Raw genomic sequence first — 20,079 nt, 5'->3', positions numbered from 1 at the left:
ACCCGTGACCGTCAGGGCCAGTCGCGCGACGGGCGTAGCGGGACACCCGAGCGGCCCGCTTGGTCCAGCTTGACGCCGAGGACCTGGTGCAGCTGCACCTTGTCGCGCTCGAAGCCGACGATGCAGCCCGCCATGTACAGCGCCCACACCCGGGCGATGCCCATGCCGACCTCCTGCACCGCGTCCTCCCAGTTGGCGTCGAGGTTGGCGCACCAGTGGCGGAGCGTCTCGGCGTAGTGCTCGCGGAGGTTCTCCTCGTGGCGGACCTCGAAGCCGCGGTCCTCCATGTGCCTGATCAGGTAGCCGACCGACTCCAGCTCGCCGTCGGGGAAGACGTAGCGGTTGATGAAGCCGCCCTTGTTGAACGTCTTCTCCGTGCCGGTCGGCCGGGTGATGCAGTGGTTGAGCAGCCGGCCGCCCGGCTTGAGCTTGCCGTACAGGAACGCGAAGTAGGACGACAGGTTGGCCGCGCCGATGTGCTCGGTCAGGCCGATGGAGCTCACCGCGTCGAAGCCGGTCTCGGTGACGTCGCGGTAGTCCATGAAACGGACCTCGGCGAGGTCCTGCAGCCCCGCCTCGGCGATGGCCTTCTGCGCCCACTCGGCCTGCTGTTTGCTGAGCGTCACCCCGAGGACCTGGACGCCGTAGTGCTCGGCCGCGTGCAGCGCCATGCCGCCCCAGCCGCAGCCCACGTCGAGCAGCCGCATCCCCGGCTTCAGGCCCAGCTTGCGGGCCACCAGGTCGAACTTGGCGAACTGGGCCTCCTCCAGGGAGGCGTCTTCGGACGGGAAGACCGCGCAGGTGTAGGCCATGGACGGGCCGAGCACCCACTCGTAGAAGCGGTTGGACACGTCGTAGTGGTGGTGGATGACCTCGGCGTCACGCTGCTTGGCGTGCCGCGACCCCATCCTGGCCAGCATGCTCTGCCGCATCTCCTGCGGAGGCGGCGGCACCCTCATGAGCAGTGGCTTCACCCCGAGCGAGCGGACCGCGGCCAGTTTCTCGGCCGTGGTGAGGTCGTGGGTGGTGATGTTCCACATGCGGTCGAGCAGGGTGTACATGTCGCCGTGGATGTCGATGTGACCCGAGACGTAGGCCCTGGCGAGACCGAGCTCACCGGGCGCCTGCGCGAGATAGGCCACCGCGATCGGAGACTTCACTTCCAGGCAGACGTCCGCCCCGTCGGGACCTGCCTTGCTGCCGTCGTAGGCCATGAACGCGATATTCGCCTCAGGGCCGACGATCTTTTCAAAGATGGATGCCAGTGCCATCTGTCACCTTCCCCGCACACACTTGTCGTACAGGTCCAGCAGGCGACCACTTGGGTCGTATTCCCGCTTGACCGGCCAGTAGGCATCGCCGTTGTAGAGCCGCCAGAACCGCTCACGGGCGTAGAAGGAGGTCGAGTAGAGGGACTTGTGCCCGTCGAGCGCGTGCACAGAGTTCTCGATGAGCCGGTTGTAGTAGCCGTCGAACTGTCCCCGTGGCAACGGGACCATGCCCCAGAAGCCGAAATTCACGTACAGCTTGCCCGGCTCCAGCGGATAGAGCGGCCAGCGCGAGGAGGACCGCAGCGGGCACATCCACACCGGCGTCATGCCGACCTTGTCATGGAAGAATTCGAGGAACTCCGCCCCCCTTTCGACCGGCGTCTCGACGTCCTGGATGACCGACTCCTGCACGGGCTGGCCGCGCCACCGGTCGATCCTGGCGGTCAGGCCGTACTTGCGGTCGAACGAGACGAGCTTGCGGTAGACGTCGGACCGCATCCAGCGGCGCGGCATCAGCGAACGCACCACCGGCTGCTGCACACCGAAGGCGCGCGAGCACCAGAACCAGTCGGTGTCCCAGCGCCACAGGTAGTCGCGGACCGTCAGCCAGTCGCGGTTGCGCTGGGTGATCGACTGGTAGTAGATCCGCATGCCGGTGTAGTCGGAGACGTAGGGAGCGCGCTCGGCGAAGCGGCCGACCGTGATGTACATCTCCTGCGGGCCGAAGTAGACGCCGTCGATGAAGTCGACCGGCTCGCCGTCGTGCTCCATGCCGTCGCAGATCTCCTGCATGGCCAGCATGCACTTGTCGGCGTCGGTGAACTTCACGTGGGTGAGCCGGACGTACGGCTGGACCTGTCTGAGCTTGATCCTGATGCGCAGGGCGTAGCCGAGCGTGCCGTAGGAGTTGGGGAACGCCCGGAACAGGTCGCGGTGCTCGTTGTCGTCGCGGGCCACGATGACGCGGCCGTCGCCGGTGAGGATCTCGAGCTCCTCGACCGACTCGTGCGGCAGGCCGTCGCGGAAGCTGGTCGACTCGATGCCGAGCCCGGTCACGGCCCCGCCCAGCGTGATGGTCTTGAGCTGCGGGACGACGTACGGCATGAGCCCGTGCGGGAGTGTGGCGTCCACCAGGTGCTCGTAGGTGGTCATTCCCTGGACCTCGGCGGTCATCGTGACGGGGTCGACGCTGATCACCTCGGCGAGGTCGCGTGCCGACAGCTTGGCCGTCTTCCCCTGGTCACGGAACCTGAAGAGGTTGGACGTGGCCTTGGCCAGCCGAGGCGCGGCGTCTCCGGGGATCTCCGCGTAGGACCGCCGGATCTCCTCTACTGCCCGTCGGTGTGTCGACATCGTCGTCGTCACCTGCGGCACCCCCTTTGAGCTGGTAGAGATCGTCCGTAGAAACGTATCTCCCGTCGACGACATCGAACAGAGCGGGGTCGTTAAAGACACGAAAACTGTTCGCCGCCCAGATGACCATCTACGAGGTAGGCGAATCAACCGGTTTACGGCGCACGACCGGTGGGACGGCGTTGATCACGTTGGCCACCGCACGACCGTCCAGCGCCGCGGTGAGGTTGTCCAGCGTGGCCGCCAGCAGGCGGCCGGTCGACTCCGGCGTCACCCCGGCGGCGTGCGGCGACAGCAGCACCCCGGCGGCCTCGCGCAGCGGGTCGCCGGCCGGCAGCGGCTCGGTCTCGAACACGTCGAGCGCCGCGCCGCCGAGCCGCCCGTCGCGCAGCGCGGCGACCAGCGCGGCCTGGTCCACGACGCCACCCCGCGCGGCGTTGACCAGCAGCGCGCCCGGCTTCATGCGGGCCGGGTCGATCAGGCCGCGCGTCTCGTCGCTCAGCGCGATCACCACGACCAGCACGTCGGAGGTCGCCACGAGCGACTCCAGGTCGTTGTGGCCGGGCTCGTCGCGGGGTGTGCGCGTCCAGTAGGACACCTGGCAGCCGAACGCGCGGAACAGCCGGGCGCAGGAGACCCCGATCGGCCCGAACCCGACGATGCCGACCCGCTGCCCGTGCAGCTCGCGCGGCTGGAGCCCCTGTTGCGGCCACTCCCCCGCGCGGACGGCGGCGTCGGCGGCGGCGAGCCGTCGGGTCAGCGACAGCGCGGCGGCCACGCACCACTCCGACACCGCGACGGCGCTGACGCCTGCCGTATTGGCCAGCGGGACCCCGGCGGCGGTCAGCGCGGCCAGGTCGTGGCCGTCGACGCCGACCGACGGCTGCTGGACGAAGGCCAGCCGGGGCGCGGCCGCGACCGCCTCGGCATCGAGCGCGAGCCGGCCCGTCCAGTCGCCCAGCACGATCTCCGCGCCGGGCAGCGCGTCGAGCAGCGCGGCACGCTCACGGGCGGCGGGCACCCGCACGTCCACCCGCTCGCCCAGCGGGGCGAGCAGGTGGCGCAGCACCTCCTCGGGAAGGGGCGGGAGGGCGAGGACGTTCCAGGGTGTCATCCGCCCACCGTAAAGCTGCCGATCACCTGCCGCATCAGCCGGGTGTTGCGGTTCCACTGGGCCTCGGCGACCGTCCACGTCAGCATGTACGCGGTGTCGCCGGCCACGAGGGCGCGCCGTACCTCGCGGTAGCGCGCGCCCGGGGTGGCCCACGGCGCGCTCCCCTCCGCGCCGGCCGTGTAGGCGAACTCCCATTCCACCGCCCGCGTGCCGCGGTGGCCGACCACCCTGCGGCCCAGGATCTCCAGGTCGGTGGTGTTCTCCCGGAGCACCTCCTCGGCGTCCCTGATGATCTGGTAGGCGTCGATGTTGGCGTAGATGGCCTCGACGCCCAGGTGCGCGCTCCCGTTGCGGCGCGTCCACTCGGTGTAGGCCTCCGCGCGAGCCCCGCGCCAGCCGGTGGGGCGCACGATCGACCAGCCGTCGGGCGAGTTCCAGGCGCGCACGGCCGGCACGAACCTGGACGGCGTCGGTGTCGGCGTCGCGGTGGGGGTGGGCGTCGCGGTGGGAGTGGCCGTGGGGGTCCGGGCGGTGGCGGGCAGCGGGCTGGTCGCGGCGCGCCCGGCGAGGCGCGGGGTGCCCTCAGCGGGCGTGGCGGTCTGGAGGTAGACGACGGTGCCGCCGGCGACCAGCAGCACGGCCGCCAGCGCGACCGCGAGCAGGGCACGGCCGGCCCGCCGCGGGCCGGGGTCCTCCACGTGCCGGTCGTCGCCGGCGGGCCTGCTGGCGGCGATCTCGGCGAGCAGGCGGTCGGCCTCCTCGGCGCTCACCCGGTCCTCCGGCTCCTTGCGCAGCAGGCCCTTGAGGATCGGGTGCATGATCGGGGGGATTCTGCGGTAGTCGGGCTCGTCGTTGAGCAGCGCGTTGAGGGTGGCCATGGGCTCGCCGCGTTCGAACGGCGAGCGGCCCACGAGGGTGGCGTAGAGCGTGGCGCCGAGCGACCACAGGTCGGAGGCCGGGCCCGCCTCGGCGGCGCGGACCCGTTCGGGGGCCAGGAAGCTCGGCGACCCGGTGACCATGCCGGTCTGGGTGAGCGAGGCGTCGCCCTCGGCCGTGGCGATGCCGAAGTCGGTGAGCACGGCCCTTCCGTCGTCGGCGAGCAGGATGTTGCTCGGCTTGACGTCGCGGTGCAGGATCCCGGCCTCGTGGGCGGCGCACAGCGCGGACAGCACCTGCCTGCCCACGTCGGCCGCCTGCCGCACCGGCAGGGCTCCGGTCGCGGCGACGACCTCCTCGACGGAGGGGTGGCGGACCAGCTCCATGATGATCCAGGGACGGCCGTCCTCCTCCACGACGTCGTAGATCGCGACGACCGACGGGTGGTTCAGCCGGGCCGCCGTCCGGGCCTCCCGGGCCGTGCGGAGCAGTTGGCGCTCCTGGTCGGCGCGCGGCAGCCCCTCCGGCAGGAGCACCTCCTTGACCGCGATCTGCCGGTTGAGCAGTGTGTCGCGGCCTTCCCAGACCACCCCCATGCCGCCGCGGCCCAGTTCGCGCAGCAACTGGTAGCGCCTGGCGATCAGCGGCGTACTATCCGAAACCATGTCCTACCCCTGTAGACCACCCGATCAGTGGGCAAGTTTCCCATACCTCTCCTCGCTTCGCGGGAAGGTCGGAGACCCTGCTTGCCATAGCTCACCGAATGTTGTTCTACTGAGGCTGGGTTGAACGTTCGAGTCGAGGAGTCACAGATGTCGGAAGCCCGCCAGGGGCCGTTGGCCGGAGTGCGCGTTCTGGAGCTCGCCGGGCTGGCGCCCGGTCCGTTCGCCGGGATGATGCTGGCCGACCACGGCGCCGAGGTGCTGCGGGTCGATCGCGTGTCCGCCGTCACCGACCGGCCGCGTACGGACGTCATGGACCGGGGCAAGCGCACGATCGGACTGGACCTGAAGTCGCCCGAGGGCGTGGCCGCTTTCAAGGACCTGGTGGCCAACTCCGACGTGGTGATCGAGGTCTTCCGGCCGGGCGTCGCCGAACGGCTCGGCATCGGGCCGGACGACCTGCACGCGGTGAACGAGCGGCTCGTCTACGGCCGGATGACGGGGTGGGGGCAGGACGGCCCGCTGGCTCCGACCGCCGGGCACGACATCGACTACATCGCCATCTCGGGTGTGCTGTCGATGCTCGGCCGCGAGGGCGAGAAGCCCACCCCGCCGATCAACATCATCGGCGACTTCGCCGGCGGCGGCCTCATGCTCGCCTACGGCGTGCTGCTCGCCTTGCTGGAGCGGGAGCGCACCGGCAAGGGCCGGGTCATCGACGCGGCCATGGTCGACGGGGCCGCGCTGCTGTTCTCGATGTTCTACCACGGGGTGCAGGCCGGCCACTGGGGCCCGCGCGGCACCAACCTGCTCGACACCGGCGCCCCGATGTACGACACGTACGAGACCGCCGACGGGCAGTTCCTGGCCGTCGGCTCGCTGGAGCCGCAGTTCTGGAACACGATGGTGACGCTGATGGGCCTGACGGACCTGCCGGACCGTGACGACCGGAGCCAGTGGCCCGCCCTGAAGGCCCGCCTGGCCGAGGAGTTCAGGTCCAGGACACGGGCCGAGTGGGAGGCCGTGTTCGACGGCTCCGACGCGTGCGTCTCGCCCGTGCTGTCGATGCCGGAGGCGACGGCCCACCCGCACAACGTGGCCCGCGGCGCCTTCACCGAGGTCGGCGGCCTCACCCAGCCGATGCCCGCGCCGCGCCTGCTCGGCACGCCCGGCCCCGACCTGTCCCCCGCGACCCGGCTCGACGACCTGTCGGCCTGGGGCCTGCCGGCCGACGTGGCCGCGAAACTCCGATCCCAAGGGGTGCTCGCCTGACATGGACCTCGACTTACTCGACCTGCTCGACGGCGACCTCTACGCCGGTGACCCGGACCCCGTCTACGCCCGGCTCCGGGAGCACTCACCCGTCCACTTCGACGCGGCCAACGGGCTGTGGGGCATCTCCCGCCACGCCGACATCACGGCCATCGAGCGGGACGCGAAGCTGTGGACCAGCACCGGCGGCTACCGCCCCCAGCTGCCCTCCGACCCGTCGATGATCGGCGTGGACGACCCCGAGCACGCCGAGCGCCGGCGGCTGGTCTACCGCCGGTTCACGCCGCGCCACGTGCACGAGCGCTACGCCGGCCGGATCCGGGAGGTGGTGGTCGAGCTGATCGACCGGGCCCTGGCGGCGGGCACCGTGGACGTGGTGCCCGCGCTGGCCGCGCCGCTGCCCGCGCGCATGATCGGGTGGCTGCTCGGCTTCGCCGACGAGGACTGGCCGCGACTCGTGCACTGGTCGGAGACGACGATCCCGGCGGGCGGCGGCCTGCGCTACGTCACCCACGACGCCGCCGTGGCCGCCGGCGAGTACGGCGAGGCCGTGCTGGCCCTGGCCGCCGAGCGCCGCTCCTGCCCGCGCGACGACCTGGTGTCGCTCTGGTCGGCCGACCCCGGCTACGACGACGAACGCCTGGCCGGCGACGCGCTGCTGCTGCTCGACGGCGGCGCCGAGACCACCCGCACGGTCATCGCCACCACGATCGCCGCGCTGATCCGCCACCCCGGCCAGTGGGAGCTGCTGCGCCGCGACCCGTCGCTGATCGAGAACGCCGTGGAGGAGTTCATCCGCTGGACCACGCCGGTCCTGAACATGTGCCGGGCCGCCACCCGCGACACCGAGCTGCACGGGCGGCACATCCGCCAGGGGCAGCAGGTCCTGCTCATGTACGGCTCCGCGAACCGGGACCCGGAGGTGTTCGACGACCCCGGCCGCTTCGACGTGACGCGAAGGCCCGGCGGTCACATCGCCTTCGGCTTCGGCACCCACTTCTGCCTGGGCGCCGCGCTGGCCCGGCTGGAGCTGCGCGTCTTCTTCGAGGAGTGGGTGGCCCGCGTGGGCTCCGCCGCCTGGGCCGACCCGGTCGGCCCGCGCCTGCTGCCCAACGCGTTCGTCCGGGGGATCACGTCGTTCCCGATCGAGCTGCGCGCCGTTGCTTAGACCGCTCCTGGAGCGCGACGTCGCGTAGACCACTCCTAGACCGCGACGTTGCTTAGACCGCTCCTGGACCGCGACGTTGCCTAGACCGCTCCTGGACCACGACGTTGCCTAGACCACTCCTAGACCGCGACGTAGAGGTCGGCGCCGCCCGAGTGGTGAACCTCCAGGTCGGTGGTGAACACCCGCGACGGCGTGCCTCCGGACTCGGTGTGCTTCCACACCTGCTGCCACGCCTCCATGATCGCCTGCGGCATCGGCCCGCGCGCCTCGACCCGCAGCGTCCTCGCCGCCGGCACCCGCACCGCGACCATGCCCTCGGGCAGCCGCGGCACCGTGCGCACGCCGATGCCCACGATCTGCGTGTAGGCGCCGTGGTGGTCGCTCTCGTAGTCGGTGAGCACGGCGTACAGCCGCTCGTCGACCCGGCCGGGCACGTGCGCGAAGGCCCCCGGCGCCCCCGCCCGCTGCCAGAGCACGGGCAGCCTCGCCCGCGTGGGATCCATCTCCTCGGCGTTGGTGGTGCGCACGGCGAAGCCCACCACCGTCAGCTCCTCGCGGTCTGTGACGTCCACAGCCCCTCCATCCCCCATGAGTATCCCGGCCGATCATAAGCCCCCGGGAATCAGGGCAAACCATTGTTGACGCAGTCACTTAGGATGGACGAACGTGAAGTTTCTCAACGGCCTCGAGCCGCGCCACGACCTGACCTACAGCGACGTCTTCATGGTGCCGTCGCGTTCCTCGGTCGGTTCCCGGCTGGCGGTCGACCTTTCGACGCACGACGGCACCGGCACCACCATCCCGATCGTCGTGGCCAACATGACGGCCGTCGCGGGCCGCCGGATGGCGGAGACCATCGCCCGGCGAGGCGGCATCGCCGTGATCCCGCAGGACATCCCCATCGACGTCGTGACCGATGTCATCGACTGGGTGAAGAAACGTGACCTCGTCCACGACACGCCGCTCACGCTGACCCCGCACGACACCGTCGGCGAGGCGCTGCAACTGCTGCCCAAGCGCGCCCACGGCGCGATCATCGTGGTCGACTGGGACAACCGGCCGGTCGGCGTGGTGACCGAGGCCGACTGCCAGGGCATCGACATGTACACCCAGCTCTCGCAGGTGATGTCCAGCGAGCTGCTGACGCTGCCGGCGGGGCTGGAGCCGCGCGCCGCGTTCGACCGGCTGCACGACGGCCGCCATCGCCTGGCGCCGATCGTCGACGCCGACGGCCGGCTGGTGGGCATTCTGACCCGTACGGGCGCGCTGCGCGCCACGCTCTACCAGCCCGCCCTCGACGACGCGGGCCGGCTGCGGGTCGCCGCCGCCGTGGGCGTCAACGGAGACGTCGCGGCCAGGGCCAAGGAGCTGCTCGACGCCGGCATCGACTGCCTGGTCGTGGACACCGCGCACGGACATCAGGAGAAGATGCTCTCCGCGCTGAAGGCCGTACGCGCGCTCGGCCCGAGCGTGCCTGTCGCCGCCGGCAACGTGGTGACGGCCTCGGGCGTGCGCGACCTGGTCGAGGCCGGGGCCGACATCCTCAAGGTGGGCGTCGGGCCGGGCGCCATGTGCACCACGCGGATGATGACCGGGGTCGGGCGACCGCAGTTCTCGGCGGTGCTCGAATGCGCGGCCGAGGCCCGGCGGCTCGGCCGGCACGTGTGGGCCGACGGCGGCGTGCGCCACCCGCGTGACGTGGCCCTCGCCCTGGCGGCCGGCGCGGCCAACGTGATGATCGGCTCCTGGTTCGCGGGCACGTACGAATCGCCCGGCGACACGCGCACCGACGCCAACGGGCGTAAATACAAGGAGAACTTCGGCATGGCGTCGGCGCGGGCCGTCCGGCTGCGCACGGCCGACGACAGTGCCTTCGACCGGGCCAGGAAGGCGCTGTTCGAGGAGGGCATCTCGACCTCGCGCATGTACCTCGACCCGCTGCGGCCCAGCGTCGAGGACCAGATCGACGCGATCGTGGCCGGGCTCCGCTCCTCGTGCACCTACGCGGGGGCCACCACGCTGGAGGAGTTCCACGAGCGGGCCGTGGTGGGCGTCCAGAGCGCGTCGGGCTACACCGAGGGCATGCCCCTGCACCAGAGCTGGTGACCCGCCCGGCCGATCCGGTCAGGGGCGCCTGGCCGGACTGGTGCCGCCTCGACGAGCGGATCGATCCCATCAGGGAAACAGCCATGCCTTGAACGCCGACGATATCCAGACGGCATAGAGTCGTCGGGTCCATTCACTCGTCATCAGGAGCACTTCGTGGCACTGGAGAAGCCGGAAATCGACTTCCCGGAGGGCAACCCGCCCGCCGACCTGGAGATCGTCGACGTCGTCGAGGGTGACGGCCCGGAGGCCAAGCCCGGCCAGAGCGTCAAGGTCCACTACGTGGGCGTCGCGTTCTCGACCGGAGAGGAGTTCGACGCGTCGTGGAACCGCGGCGAGGCGTTCGAGTTCCCGCTGGGCGGCGGTCGCGTCATCGCAGGCTGGGACCAGGGGGTCGCGGGCATGAAGGTGGGCGGCCGGCGCAAGCTCGTCATCCCGCCGCATCTCGGCTACGGCAGCCGCGGCGCCGGCGCCAGCATCAAGCCCAACGAGACCCTGATCTTCATGGTCGACCTGCTGGGGGTTCGCTGACCTTCGGGTGGGCCCACGGGCCCGCCCGTTCAGCACGCTGACCGCGCGCGGTGGGAAGTGTCGGCGCGGTGCGGCACGATAGGGCTTGTGCTACTGATCGACGTGGTCCGGGTCTCCGAGGCGGTGACGCGGACATCCGCGCGCCTGGGCAAGATCGGTCATCTGGCGGAGCTGCTCGGCCGGGTCGGGGCCGGCGAGGCGGAGATCGCCATCGCCTACCTGTCCGGCGAGCTGCCGCAGCGCCAGATCGGTGTCGGCTGGCGCACCCTTCAGGACCTCCCCCAGCCCAAGCTGGCCGCGACCGCCACGCTGACCGAGGTCGACGAGCTGCTGGGCACGATCAAAGCGGTTGCCGGGCAGGGCTCCCAGGCGGCTCGCAAGGCGCTGGTGAGCCGGTTGTTCACCGGGCTGACCAGCCAGGAGCAGGCGTTCATGCTGCGGCTGCTCAGCGGCGAGCTGCGGCAGGGCGCGCTCGACGGAGTGATGATCGAGGCGGTCGCCAAGGCGTCGGGAGCGCCGTCCGCCGCCGTGCGGCGGGCGCTGACGCTGCGCGGCTGGCTGCCCGCCGTCGGCGCGGCGGCGCTGACGGGCGGGGTGTCGGCGTTGCGGGAGTTCCGCCTGGAGGTCGGGCGGGCGGTGTCGCCGATGCTGGCGGGCAGCGCGCCCAATGTCGCGGCCGCCCTGGCGAAGGCGGGCGCGCCGGCCTCGCTGGAGTGGAAGCTCGACGGCATCCGCGTCCAGGTCCATCGCAGCGGCGGCGAGGTCAAGGTGTTCACGCGCACCCTCGACGACGTCACGGCCCGGCTGCCCGAGCTGGTCGAGGCCGTCCTCGGCTTGCCGTCCGACGATCTCGTGCTCGACGGCGAGGTGATCGCACTGCGTCCCGACGGGCGGCCGCACCCGTTCCAGGTGACGGCGAGCCGCGCCTCCAGCAAAGTCGACGTGTCACGGCTGCGGGAGCGGACACCGCTGAGCGTGTTCTTCTTCGACCTGCTGCGACTCGACGGCGCCGACCTGCTCGACCTGCCCTACTCCGAGCGCCAGGAGGCGCTCGGCCGCGCGGTCCCGCCGGGCCTGCTCACGCCGCGCCTGGTCACGGACGACGTGGCGCAGGCGGAGAAGTTCTTCACCGACGTGGTCAGGGCCGGGCACGAGGGCCTGGTGGTCAAGTCGCTCTCCTCCCCCTACGCGGCCGGGCGCAGGGGTGCCGGCTGGGTGAAGGTGAAGCCCCGGCACACGCTCGATCTCGTCGTGCTGGCCGCCGAGTGGGGCCATGGGCGTCGCGAGGGCAAGCTGTCCAACCTGCATCTCGGCGCCCGCGACCCGGAGGGTGGCGGGTTCGTGATGCTCGGCAAGACGTTCAAGGGCCTGACCGACGAGCTGCTGGCCTGGCAGACCGAGCGTTTCCTGGAGCTGGCCGAGGGGCCGGCCGACGAGTGGACGGTGAAGGTGCGGCCGGAGCTGGTGGTCGAGATCGCCTTCGACGGGGTGCAGCGCTCGCCGCGCTATCCGGGTGGCATGGCCCTGCGGTTCGCCCGCGTCCTGCGCTATCGGCCTGACAAGCGGGCCGAGGATGCCGACACGGTGGAGACCGTACGCTCTCTGATGCTCTGATTTGTGGATATTGATCCACTATCTACATGACCTTGTGACCAAAGTGAGATAAGTCACTGGTGGGGGCATTAGCTTGCCTTTACCCACTCTTTGTCGCATATGTTCGTCCAGGTCTGCGGGAACCCCACCCCGCACACGGGATCGGCCGGCGTGCGCCCCCCTCACCTTCCCGGCCCGGCCTTTCCCCGTCCTTTCCCCTAGCTAGGACTGTGGTTTACCTTGGGCCAGCATTCGCACAAGCCGTCCCTCCCCAACCCTCCGAGGCGCACGCCCTCTCCGGCCAAGCGCCGCTGGGTCACCATCGCGGCCGGAGCGGCAGTCGTCGCCGCCGCCTCCACCACCGCGTGGGCCGCCGTCGTCAACGACGACCCGAAGACCGCGGCCCTGTCCCCCGAGACGAGCCCGTCCCCTTCGACGTCGTCCCCCGGGTCAACCGGCGCGTCACCGACGCTTTCGCCCACCGTTTCGCCCACCGGGCCGGTCGCAGGGCCGGTCACCGGCGAGACCTCCGCCCCGGCCGGCGCCAAGGCCACGCCGAACACGCCCGCGCCGTCCACGTCCTCCTCCAAGGCGTCCTCCAAGGAGGTCGCCACCACGCCGCCTTCCGCAAAGCCGGTCGCCACCTCCCAGGCGAAGGCTGACAAGAAGCCGGTGGCCAAGACGAAGACGAAGCCCTCCCGCGTGCTCTCCAGCGGTAGGTGTGGCGCGTCCTTCTACGCCGAGGGCCAGATGACGGCCAACGGCGAACGCTTCAACCCGTCGGCGATGACCGCGGCGCACAAGACCCTCCCGTTCGGCAGCAGGGTCCGCGTCACCAACCCGGCCAACGGCAAGTCGGTGACGGTCCGCATCAACGATCGCGGCCCGTTCATCGGCGGTCGCTGCCTCGACCTGTCCCGGGCCGCCTTCGCCGCCATCGGCAACACCGGCGCGGGCGTGATGAGCGTCAAGTACGCGGTCCTCTCCCGCTGACCGCCCCCGCCGCCGAACAGGGTGGCAACACGGGACCAGGCCGCCAGCCGAACATGGTCACAGCACGCGACCAGGCCGCGAGCCGAACATGATCGTGGCGCGCGACCAGGCCGCGAGCCGAACATGGTCGTGGCGCGCGACCTGGCCGGCTGCGTCAACGATGCGCGAGGACGCCGAGACAACCTGCGGCAAGACGTCGGCGTCCTTGCGCATCGACCGGCGAAACGTCGGCGCCCCATCGCCCCCCCGGCCGCGCCGCCCAAGCCTCCGGCATCGTTCCCGATGAGCTCTCGCGTCGGCCCCGATGAGCTCCCGGAAGCGTGGGGCCCGCCGCTGCCGCCCAGTCCGCCGACGCTCCCTGGGCGGCGGCCCCGGCTACTGCGGCATATCTTCGCGGTCGCTATGAGCAGTCTGAGCAGATCCGACATGGTCCGGACCCGGAGCTCGTCCGAGGTGGATCGGATCCGGAGATCCGACGTCGATCGGACCCAGAGCAGATCCGAGGTGGATCGGATCCGGAGCAGGTCCGACATGGATCGGACCCGGAGCAGATCCGAGGTGGATCGGACCCGGAGCAGATCCGAGGTGGATCGGACCCGGAGCAGATCCGAGGTGGATCGGACCCGGAGCAGATCCGAGGTGGATCGGATCCGGAGCAGATCCGAGGTGGATCGGATCCGGAGCACGTCCGAGGTGGATCGGATCTCAGCGAGGTGGGCGTGGTCTGCTCCCGGCAGGGCTTACTTGACCAGGCGAATCGTCAGCGGATAGTCGAACCACCGCTTCTCCGAGAGTGCCGAGACGCCTCCGATCACGGACAGGACGAAGCCTCCCATCCAGATCACCGGGACGACCACGAGGCCGATGATCGTCAGCGACAACAGGATCGTCGCGCCGAGGAGGGTGAGCTGGAAGTTGAGCGCCTCGACCGCATGCCGCCGGATGAAGGGCGAGGTCTTGCCGCCCGTGAGCATGAGAATCAGCGGGCCGGCGATCGGGAACCCGACGAGCATCAGCAGATGGGCCGCGGAGGCGGCGAGGAGCTCATTGCCGTTCGGAACCGTCTGGGGGCGGATCGGCGCGGGCATCGGACGGCGCAGGGGCACCGGATGTGTGCCGTAGAGCTCGGTCATGATGGGCATCAGGTCACCGTGGGTGCGGGCCGTCATCGCGCGGTCGAGCCTGTCGTCGAACTCGAGCTTGTCGAAGCGCCCCTCGGCGTAGGCGGCTTTGACGTGCTCCACCACGTGCTCGCGGTCCTGGTCGGTGACGCGCAGGTGGGCCGGCGGCACCTGTCCCGGGCCCGGGGATGTTGGTACCCCAGCCATCACAGTCATGCCTCTCCTCAGGTCGAAAACAGTCATTTCCATACTGCATCCTGGCGAGGTGGCGTGGCCATCGGGAAGATCCCGGATGTGTCCCCTAGATCTCCCCCGACGCGCGCGGCCTTTTGACGGTATAAAAAGGATTCATGAGATGGCGAGATCGCTACGGTATCCGGCGTCTGCGCGGCCCCAAGATCGCGAAGTTCGACCGGGAGGCGACGGACGCCGACATTGAAGCGCTCATCGCCTTCGCCCGGTCCCGGCGTGGCGTGGAGTTCTACGTCGAGCCCGAGACGTTCGCCACCGACACCACTGCCGTCGCCGTGGCTGACGACGGCGAATGGACCCGGCGAAGGGTCGGGTCTCCCGCGGTGATCCACAAGGTGGCCCGTGACCTGGCATTACCGGTGTACGACGTCCAGCTCACCGGCTATCCGCAGCGGATGCGCGCCTACAACGAGCGCCGCCGCCGCGAGGAAGGCGGGCTCTGACCCGCCTCGGCCGATAGCTCGGATGCCGGCTGCTCCTCCCCGTCGAGCAGGTCAAGGAGAGGGAAGAGCCAGCTCGCACGGGCCGCGCCCATGGCGGTGTCGAGGTCGGCGGGAGTGGGCATCCGGCCGCGGAGCATGCCCGGCGACAGCAGGTTGCGCAGGGCGTGCATGAGCAAGTTGGCCATGGAGTAGCCCGGATGGGTGGCCAGCACGCGTTCGAGGGCGATGGTGGCGAGGACGCAGTCACCCGACCGCCAGGACCCCATGGCGAACAGTGAAGCGGCGGGGGGCACGAAACCGGGCTCCAGCCTGCGCATGACGTCTTTCCACAGGCCGATGTGGCCGTCTTCCATGAGGGTCCAGGCTTCGTCGCGCACCCTGACCACGGCCAGGTCGAGCCCCAGCCGGGCCGCCTCGGCATCGTCGACGCGGCCACCGGCGGCGTGGGTCGCCAGCGCCGCGCGTACGCGTACGAGCCCGTGGGCGACGAACTCCCGGGCGAACGCGTCGGGGTCGGCGGCGGCGGCGAACCCGGCGCGAAATCCGGCGACCGCCTCGGCCGTCGCCCTGCGCATCGCCATCCGCACCGGGCCGCTGAGGGGGGCGATCGTGTCTTCGAGAGTCTGGCGGTCGGGCAGGGCGACCATGCCGTGCACCGTCGCCTCGGCCGCGATCGGGCTGGCGACGGGATCGAACGGAGTGCCGCCGGGCGGGCAGCAGTGGGCGACGTCGCAGACGTAGGACCAGTAGCGACCGTCGTGGGCCCGGAGAGCCTCGTCGACCTTCACCCCGGCCTTGACGGCGAACGCCCTGGCCTCGTCGACGGCCGGGGTCACCCGCTCGCCCGGGCCGTAGCCGACCACGATGATCCGCGTGATGCCTTCGCGCTCGCACAGCTGGGGCAGCGGCGCCAGCGTGCCCGGCGGGAACGGAAGGCCCCACCTGGCGGCCACCTTGACCTGGCCGCGGGCGAGCCCGATCACGATGAGGCTGTCGGCGGGGTGGAAGCCCACCAGGTAGGGGACGGCGGCGAGGATGTCGGCCGGACCGGCCAGGGTGAGGCTGGGCGCGGAGGTGTTGGTCGTCATGAGGCACGAGGGTGCCGGACCCGCCACCTTCGCCGAGCCGCCGAAACTCGTTCTGTGGATGACCGGCGAGGCCCGCCCGCGACCTGTGGACGACCACCCGCAGGCGTCGGACTTTCGAACGCGAGCAGGCCGCGAACGGGGATCGCCCCGCAGAACGTCAGCCCGACGGGCAACGTCGCACCGAGCGTGAATGCGCAACGGGCAGATTCTTACGGAGCGTCAGGCCAAGGGCGGCGTCTCGTGGAATGTGCGGATCCCAACGGGCAGGGCCTCGCGGAGTGTCAGGCGTGGACCCGGGGAGCCTCGGCGCCCGGGGCCAGACGGGTGCGGACGAGCAGGGCGGCGCCCGCCACCGCGGCGGGCATCGCGAGGACCGCCACGAAGGGCACCAGGAAGAGCACGAACACCGCGACGCCGAACCCCAGCGCGGCCGGCTTGCTGCCTCTCAGCAGGGCGAGCCGCTGCTTGCGGGCCATCCCGCGCCGCTCCAGCGCCAGCGTGGTCAGCTCCACCGTGAGGAAGAACCCAGAGATGGCCGCGCCCACCACCGGCACCACCGTCTGCCCCACGACCGGGATGAACCCGAGGAAGAACAGCGGAATGGTGAACATCAGCACGAAGCCCAGCGTCACCAGGCTGTCCTTGATCGACCGCGGCAGGGTGCGCCACCAGGGCTGCTCCTCCACCCCGTCCACCGGGTCGACGGCGCCTGACAGCTTCTCGTAGAACGGCTCACCGATGACCAGGGTCAGCGCCGTGAAGGTCAGCACCGCCAGCGCCAGGCCACCCAGGAACAGCGCGACGCCCACCATCGCCCGGAAGGCGTCGCGCCATCCCCACGAGTCGGCGAACGGGGTCAGGAACTCGGCCAGATCAGTGGCGTTGGTGCCGAGGAAGACGAGCGCCACCACGTAGACGGCGAACGCGATCAGCGCGGGGATCAGCCCGAACAGCCACCATCGCCCGTTGCGGGCGACCCAGCCGACACCTTGGAAGAAGAACCCCACGCCGGCCATGAAGTCACGCACAGATCGCATGCCCGGCAGGCTAACGCCAGAACGACGTGACCGTGTAGCCCAGCTCCTCGAACAGCCGCCGCGTGAGGGGCAGTGAGATGCCGAGCACGTTGCCGTGGTCGCCCTCGATGCCGTCGACGAACCATCCGCCGCGCCCCTCGATGCTGAACGCGCCGGCCAGGCCGAGCGGCTCGCCGGTGGCGGCGTAGGCGGCGATCTCGTCATCGGACGGCTGGCCGAAGTGGATCACGGTGGTGGCCACCTCGGCCACCTGCCGGCCCGCGGCCACGTCGATGACGCAGTGACCGGTGACCAGGCGGCCCGTCCGGCCGCGCAGGACGCGCCAGCGCTCCGCGGCCTCCTCGGCGGTGGCCGGCTTGCCGTAGGGGCGGCCGTCGAGCTCCAGGATGGAGTCGCAGCCGATGACCAGACCTTCGTCCAGCCCGCCCGCCACCGCCGACGCCTTGGCCTTGGCGAGGTCGAGGCTGAGCGCCGCGGGTGAGTAGGCGGAGAAGGACTCCTCGTCGACGCCGCTCACGATCACCTTGGGGTCGAGACCCGCACCGCGCAGCAGGGCGAGACGGGCGGGAGAGGCTGAGGCCAGAACGATCACCGCTCCAGCTTACCGGTCACCAATCGCCCTGCGTGCGGGCCTGCTGAGGCACCGTCTCGCCGAAGATCCCGGCCAGCATCCCGGCGAGCACCCCGCCGAGCTCGCTGGGCAGGGTGGACTGCTCGTGGACGAGTTCCGCGGCGACGGCGGCGGCGTCCAGGTCTCGCTCGCTCGCGCGGTCGGCCAGCAGCGACATGATCATGGGGGCGATCAGGGGCAGCAGCTTCATGAGGATGCCGACATCGGCGCCGGCGAGGCGGGCGAGCCCCACCGCGGCCTGCTCGGTGCCCTGGCCGCCGAGCACGTGGCCGAGGATGCTCTGCCCGTCGCGTGTCAGGGAGGCGATGTCGCCGTTGAACGGGTCGGCGTCGATGTGCTCGTCCAGCGCGCCACGCAGGGCCTCGGCGCCGTCGGGGTCCTCGGCGTTGCGGGCCAGGCCGCCGACGATGGTGCCCGACACCGCCTGGAGAACGGTCCGCGCGGTCGCCACGTCGGTGCCCAGCATCCCGGCGATCTGCTCCAGGCCGGGGTCCCCCAGCCCGGCGAGAAGCTCGTCGTTCAGAGTCATGGCAGTCCCCCGTCCATCCTTCCGGGAGACTTTCCCCACGCTAAACCCAGCTATATCCCGACTTGCCCTAAGTCTCGGGAAAGCTAGGCCTGCACGGCCCTGAGCTCGCTGAGGCCCGCCGCCGTGTACGCGCCGATCTCGTCGAGCGTCTCGTGCTCCAGCAGAGCCTCCACGATCGCGTCGAGCTTGACACGGTTGCGGGTCAGCACGTCGATGGCGCGTTCGTAGCATTCGTCCACGATCCGCCGGGCCTCCTCGTCGACCATCGCCAGGGTCGCGGGCGAGGCCTGCGGCTGCTGGCCGTCGGAGGGCAGGATCGTCAGCGGGCCGATCTTCTGTGACATCCCCCAGCGCCCCACCATGCCGCGGGCGATCATCGAGACCTGCTCCAGGTCGCTCTCGGATCCGGTGGTGACCACGCCGAACACGACCTGCTCGGCGGCCATCCCGCCGAGCGCGCCGGCGATGCGCCCGCGCAGGTACTCCTCGTCGTAGGCGTAGCGGTCGGTGTCGGGGGTGGAGAGCGTGACGCCGAGCGCGCGCCCGCGCGGGATGATCGAGATCTTCCGCACCGGGTCGGCGCCGGGCTGCAGCATGCCGAGCAGCGCGTGGCCCGCCTCGTGGTAGGCGGTCCTGTTGCGATCCTCCTCCGGCATCACGATGCTCCGCGCCGCGCCGAGCTGCAACTTCTCCAGCGCGTCGGCGAGGTCGAGGGCGGTGACCTTCTCCTTGTCCCGCTTGGCGGCCAGCAGCGCCGCCTCGTTGACCAGGTTGGCCAGGTCGGCGCCGGTCATGCCGGGCGTTATCTTGGCGAGCTGGTCGAGGCTGACGCTCCCGTCGAGCGGGACGCCCCTGGTGTGCACCGCGAGGATCGCGGCACGGCCCGCGGCGTCGGGCAGCCCCACCTGGACCGTACGGTCGAAGCGGCCGGGCCGGAGCAGCGCGGGGTCGAGGATCTCGGGGCGGTTGGTGGCGCCGATGACGATGACGCCCTCGGCACCGGAGAAGCCGTCCATCTCGGTGAGGATCTGGTTCAGGGTCTGCTCGCGCTCGTCGTGGCCGCCGATGCCGCCGGCGCCGCCACGGGCCCGGCCGATGGCGTCGATCTCGTCGATGAACACGATCGAGGGCGCCACCTTGCGCGCCTCCTCGAACAGGTCGCGCACCCGGGACGCGCCGACTCCGACGATCATCTCGATGAACTCGGACGCGCTCGCGGAGAAGTAGGGCACACCGGCCTCGCCGGCCACGGCCCGGGCCAGCAGCGTCTTGCCGGTGCCGGGAGGCCCGGCGAGCAGCACGCCCTTGGGCAGCTTGGCGCCGAGCTTGCGATACTTGCCGGGGTCCTTGAGATAGTCGACGATCTCGACGAGTTCGTTCTCCACCTCGTCGATGCCGGCCACGTCGTCGAAGGTGACGCGTACCCGGTCGGCCTCCACCGGCTTGGCCGCCTTGGACTTGCCGAGGCCGCCCATGCCGCCGCCCATCATGCCGGCGCCACGGCGCATGATCCAGATCCAGAGCCCGGCCAGCAGAGCCACGGGCAGCAGCGAGAGCAGCAGGTTGACGACGAAGCCACGGCCGCCGATCGGCTCGGCCTTGATCTCCACGCCGGCCGTGTCGAGCCGCTGCGAGAGCTGCTCGGTGTTGGCGAAGGCGGGGATCTCGGTGCGGAACTGCGTGTAGTCCTTGTTGCCGCTGTCAGGGTCCTTGGCCGCGTTGCGCAGGTCGCCCTCGACCGACAGGCCGGTGGCGTAGATCTCCTTGACGTTCTTCGCGTTGACCTGCGAGGTGAACTCGGTGTAGGAGATCGTCTCGACCTGGCGGCTGTCGAAGAACGAAGACACCAGGAAGAACGCCGCGTAGACGACGAGCAGGGTGGCTGCGAACCGCCACCAGTTCATCTTGCGTCGGCCACCGGGCGTGCCCGGCAGTCCTTCGGAGCGCCAGGGCGGCTTGGACCGATCCTGGTCCGGGGCCTTCGGCGATCCAGAGCGTTCCACGGCGTTCTTCCCCCACATCACCGCATATGTAAGCCT

Annotated in this window: 19 protein-coding genes; 7 read left to right on the top strand and 12 right to left on the bottom strand. The window is 70.8% G+C overall.

Going from position 1 to position 20,079, the window contains the following annotated elements; translation table 11 throughout:
- Positions 1–11: 11 nt before the first annotated feature.
- The 4 genes from AB0I38_RS28635 to AB0I38_RS28620 form a co-directional block, all read right to left on the bottom strand.
- Positions 12–1,271: a cyclopropane-fatty-acyl-phospholipid synthase family protein gene (locus tag AB0I38_RS28635; protein ID WP_358481395.1), complete on the bottom strand. Its 1,260-nt coding sequence runs from the start codon at positions 1,269–1,271 to the stop codon at positions 12–14.
- Positions 1,272–1,274: 3 nt separating this feature from the next.
- Entirely contained in the window at positions 1,275–2,624 is a 1,350-nt protein-coding gene (locus AB0I38_RS28630) for an FAD-binding oxidoreductase (protein WP_358481378.1), read from the bottom strand.
- A gap of 130 nt (positions 2,625–2,754) precedes the next feature.
- Positions 2,755–3,738 carry an NAD(P)-dependent oxidoreductase gene (locus AB0I38_RS28625; RefSeq protein ID WP_358481362.1) on the bottom strand — a complete coding sequence of 328 codons (984 nt, stop codon included), beginning with the start codon at positions 3,736–3,738 and terminating at the stop codon, positions 2,755–2,757.
- Complete coding sequence (locus tag AB0I38_RS28620; RefSeq protein ID WP_358481344.1) at positions 3,735–5,279, bottom strand: serine/threonine-protein kinase; 1,545 nt, start codon at positions 5,277–5,279, stop codon at positions 3,735–3,737. The genes AB0I38_RS28625 and AB0I38_RS28620 overlap by 4 nt, the downstream gene beginning before the upstream one ends.
- A 147-nt stretch (positions 5,280–5,426) precedes the next feature.
- Here AB0I38_RS28620 and AB0I38_RS28615 point away from each other — a divergent pair, with 147 nt between their 5' ends.
- Together AB0I38_RS28615 and AB0I38_RS28610 are read left to right on the top strand one after the other, a co-directional pair.
- The gene (locus AB0I38_RS28615; protein ID WP_358481327.1) at positions 5,427–6,548 is read left to right on the top strand and encodes a CaiB/BaiF CoA transferase family protein; all 1,122 of its coding nucleotides are present in this window, start codon (positions 5,427–5,429) and stop codon (positions 6,546–6,548) included.
- Between the two features lies 1 nt (position 6,549).
- Positions 6,550–7,716: a cytochrome P450 gene (locus AB0I38_RS28610; RefSeq protein ID WP_358481284.1), complete on the top strand. Its 1,167-nt coding sequence runs from the start codon at positions 6,550–6,552 to the stop codon at positions 7,714–7,716.
- A gap of 119 nt (positions 7,717–7,835) precedes the next feature.
- On the opposite strand, the gene AB0I38_RS28605 is transcribed toward AB0I38_RS28610, so the two are convergent.
- Positions 7,836–8,288, bottom strand: coding sequence for a GyrI-like domain-containing protein (locus AB0I38_RS28605; protein WP_358481223.1), 453 nt, complete (start codon positions 8,286–8,288; stop codon positions 7,836–7,838).
- Positions 8,289–8,382: 94 nt separating this feature from the next.
- On the opposite strand from AB0I38_RS28605, the gene AB0I38_RS28600 reads away from it, so the two are divergent.
- The 4 genes from AB0I38_RS28600 (at position 8,383) to AB0I38_RS28585 (ending at position 12,939) form a co-directional block, all read left to right on the top strand.
- Entirely contained in the window at positions 8,383–9,822 is a 1,440-nt protein-coding gene (locus tag AB0I38_RS28600; protein WP_358481195.1) for a GuaB1 family IMP dehydrogenase-related protein, read from the top strand.
- A gap of 156 nt (positions 9,823–9,978) precedes the next feature.
- Positions 9,979–10,353, top strand: coding sequence for an FKBP-type peptidyl-prolyl cis-trans isomerase (locus tag AB0I38_RS28595; protein WP_358481183.1), 375 nt, complete (start codon positions 9,979–9,981; stop codon positions 10,351–10,353).
- Positions 10,354–10,440: 87 nt separating this feature from the next.
- Entirely contained in the window at positions 10,441–11,967 is a 1,527-nt protein-coding gene (locus tag AB0I38_RS28590) for an ATP-dependent DNA ligase (RefSeq protein WP_358481173.1), read from the top strand.
- 219 nt (positions 11,968–12,186) lie between these two features.
- Positions 12,187–12,939 carry a septal ring lytic transglycosylase RlpA family protein gene (locus tag AB0I38_RS28585; protein ID WP_358481160.1) on the top strand — a complete coding sequence of 251 codons (753 nt, stop codon included), beginning with the start codon at positions 12,187–12,189 and terminating at the stop codon, positions 12,937–12,939.
- Positions 12,940–12,996: 57 nt separating this feature from the next.
- On the opposite strand, the gene AB0I38_RS28580 is transcribed toward AB0I38_RS28585, so the two are convergent.
- Positions 12,997–13,152, bottom strand: a complete 156-nt coding sequence (locus tag AB0I38_RS28580; protein ID WP_358481155.1) for a hypothetical protein — start codon at positions 13,150–13,152, stop codon at positions 12,997–12,999.
- Positions 13,153–13,679: 527 nt separating this feature from the next.
- On the bottom strand, positions 13,680–14,276 hold the full coding sequence (locus tag AB0I38_RS28575; protein WP_358481146.1) for a DUF1707 and DUF4870 domain-containing protein: 597 nt from the start codon (positions 14,274–14,276) through the stop codon (positions 13,680–13,682).
- A gap of 134 nt (positions 14,277–14,410) precedes the next feature.
- On the opposite strand from AB0I38_RS28575, the gene AB0I38_RS28570 reads away from it, so the two are divergent.
- The gene (locus AB0I38_RS28570) at positions 14,411–14,755 is read left to right on the top strand and encodes a hypothetical protein (RefSeq protein ID WP_358481136.1); all 345 of its coding nucleotides are present in this window, start codon (positions 14,411–14,413) and stop codon (positions 14,753–14,755) included.
- Here AB0I38_RS28570 and AB0I38_RS28565 read toward each other — a convergent pair.
- The 5 genes from AB0I38_RS28565 to ftsH all read right to left on the bottom strand — a co-directional run bounded on the left by AB0I38_RS28565 (position 14,716) and on the right by ftsH (position 20,043).
- Positions 14,716–15,843 (bottom strand): DUF4192 domain-containing protein, encoded by a 1,128-nt coding sequence (locus AB0I38_RS28565; RefSeq protein ID WP_358481129.1) that lies wholly within the window; start codon positions 15,841–15,843, stop codon positions 14,716–14,718. The two genes, AB0I38_RS28570 and AB0I38_RS28565, sit on opposite strands and share 40 nt — an antisense overlap.
- Positions 15,844–16,124: 281 nt before the next feature.
- Positions 16,125–16,880 carry an EI24 domain-containing protein gene (locus AB0I38_RS28560; RefSeq protein ID WP_358481116.1) on the bottom strand — a complete coding sequence of 252 codons (756 nt, stop codon included), beginning with the start codon at positions 16,878–16,880 and terminating at the stop codon, positions 16,125–16,127.
- 10 nt (positions 16,881–16,890) lie between these two features.
- A complete protein-coding gene (locus AB0I38_RS28555) occupies positions 16,891–17,472 on the bottom strand; it encodes a Maf family protein (RefSeq protein ID WP_358481108.1) in 582 nt (193 codons plus the stop codon).
- A gap of 16 nt (positions 17,473–17,488) precedes the next feature.
- Positions 17,489–18,040 carry a DUF937 domain-containing protein gene (locus AB0I38_RS28550; protein WP_358481100.1) on the bottom strand — a complete coding sequence of 184 codons (552 nt, stop codon included), beginning with the start codon at positions 18,038–18,040 and terminating at the stop codon, positions 17,489–17,491.
- An 83-nt stretch (positions 18,041–18,123) separates the two neighbouring features.
- A complete protein-coding gene (ftsH, locus tag AB0I38_RS28545; protein WP_358481068.1) occupies positions 18,124–20,043 on the bottom strand; it encodes an ATP-dependent zinc metalloprotease FtsH in 1,920 nt (639 codons plus the stop codon).
- Between the last annotated feature and the right edge of the window lie 36 nt (positions 20,044–20,079).

Source organism: Nonomuraea cavernae, from assembly GCF_040655715.1.
In the GTDB taxonomy this organism is placed as follows: Bacteria; Actinomycetota; Actinomycetes; order Streptosporangiales; family Streptosporangiaceae; genus Nonomuraea; species Nonomuraea cavernae_A.
Note: the sequence above shows the minus strand (reverse complement) of the source record. Positions and strands in the feature narration are given on the sequence as shown.

Coding starts and splice junctions, on each gene's coding strand:
- AB0I38_RS28620 (WP_358481344.1), bottom strand. CDS start 5,279: ATGGTTTCGGATAGTACGCCGCTGATCGCCAGGCGCTACCAGTTGCTG.
- AB0I38_RS28565 (WP_358481129.1), bottom strand. CDS start 15,843: ATGACGACCAACACCTCCGCGCCCAGCCTCACCCTGGCCGGTCCGGCC.
- AB0I38_RS28560 (WP_358481116.1), bottom strand. CDS start 16,880: ATGCGATCTGTGCGTGACTTCATGGCCGGCGTGGGGTTCTTCTTCCAA.
- AB0I38_RS28610 (WP_358481284.1), top strand. CDS start 6,550: ATGGACCTCGACTTACTCGACCTGCTCGACGGCGACCTCTACGCCGGT.
- AB0I38_RS28625 (WP_358481362.1), bottom strand. CDS start 3,738: ATGACACCCTGGAACGTCCTCGCCCTCCCGCCCCTTCCCGAGGAGGTG.
- AB0I38_RS28630 (WP_358481378.1), bottom strand. CDS start 2,624: ATGTCGACACACCGACGGGCAGTAGAGGAGATCCGGCGGTCCTACGCG.
- AB0I38_RS28615 (WP_358481327.1), top strand. CDS start 5,427: ATGTCGGAAGCCCGCCAGGGGCCGTTGGCCGGAGTGCGCGTTCTGGAG.
- AB0I38_RS28570 (WP_358481136.1), top strand. CDS start 14,411: ATGAGATGGCGAGATCGCTACGGTATCCGGCGTCTGCGCGGCCCCAAG.
- AB0I38_RS28550 (WP_358481100.1), bottom strand. CDS start 18,040: ATGACTCTGAACGACGAGCTTCTCGCCGGGCTGGGGGACCCCGGCCTG.
- AB0I38_RS28575 (WP_358481146.1), bottom strand. CDS start 14,276: ATGACTGTGATGGCTGGGGTACCAACATCCCCGGGCCCGGGACAGGTG.
- AB0I38_RS28635 (WP_358481395.1), bottom strand. CDS start 1,271: ATGGCACTGGCATCCATCTTTGAAAAGATCGTCGGCCCTGAGGCGAAT.
- AB0I38_RS28580 (WP_358481155.1), bottom strand. CDS start 13,152: ATGCGCAAGGACGCCGACGTCTTGCCGCAGGTTGTCTCGGCGTCCTCG.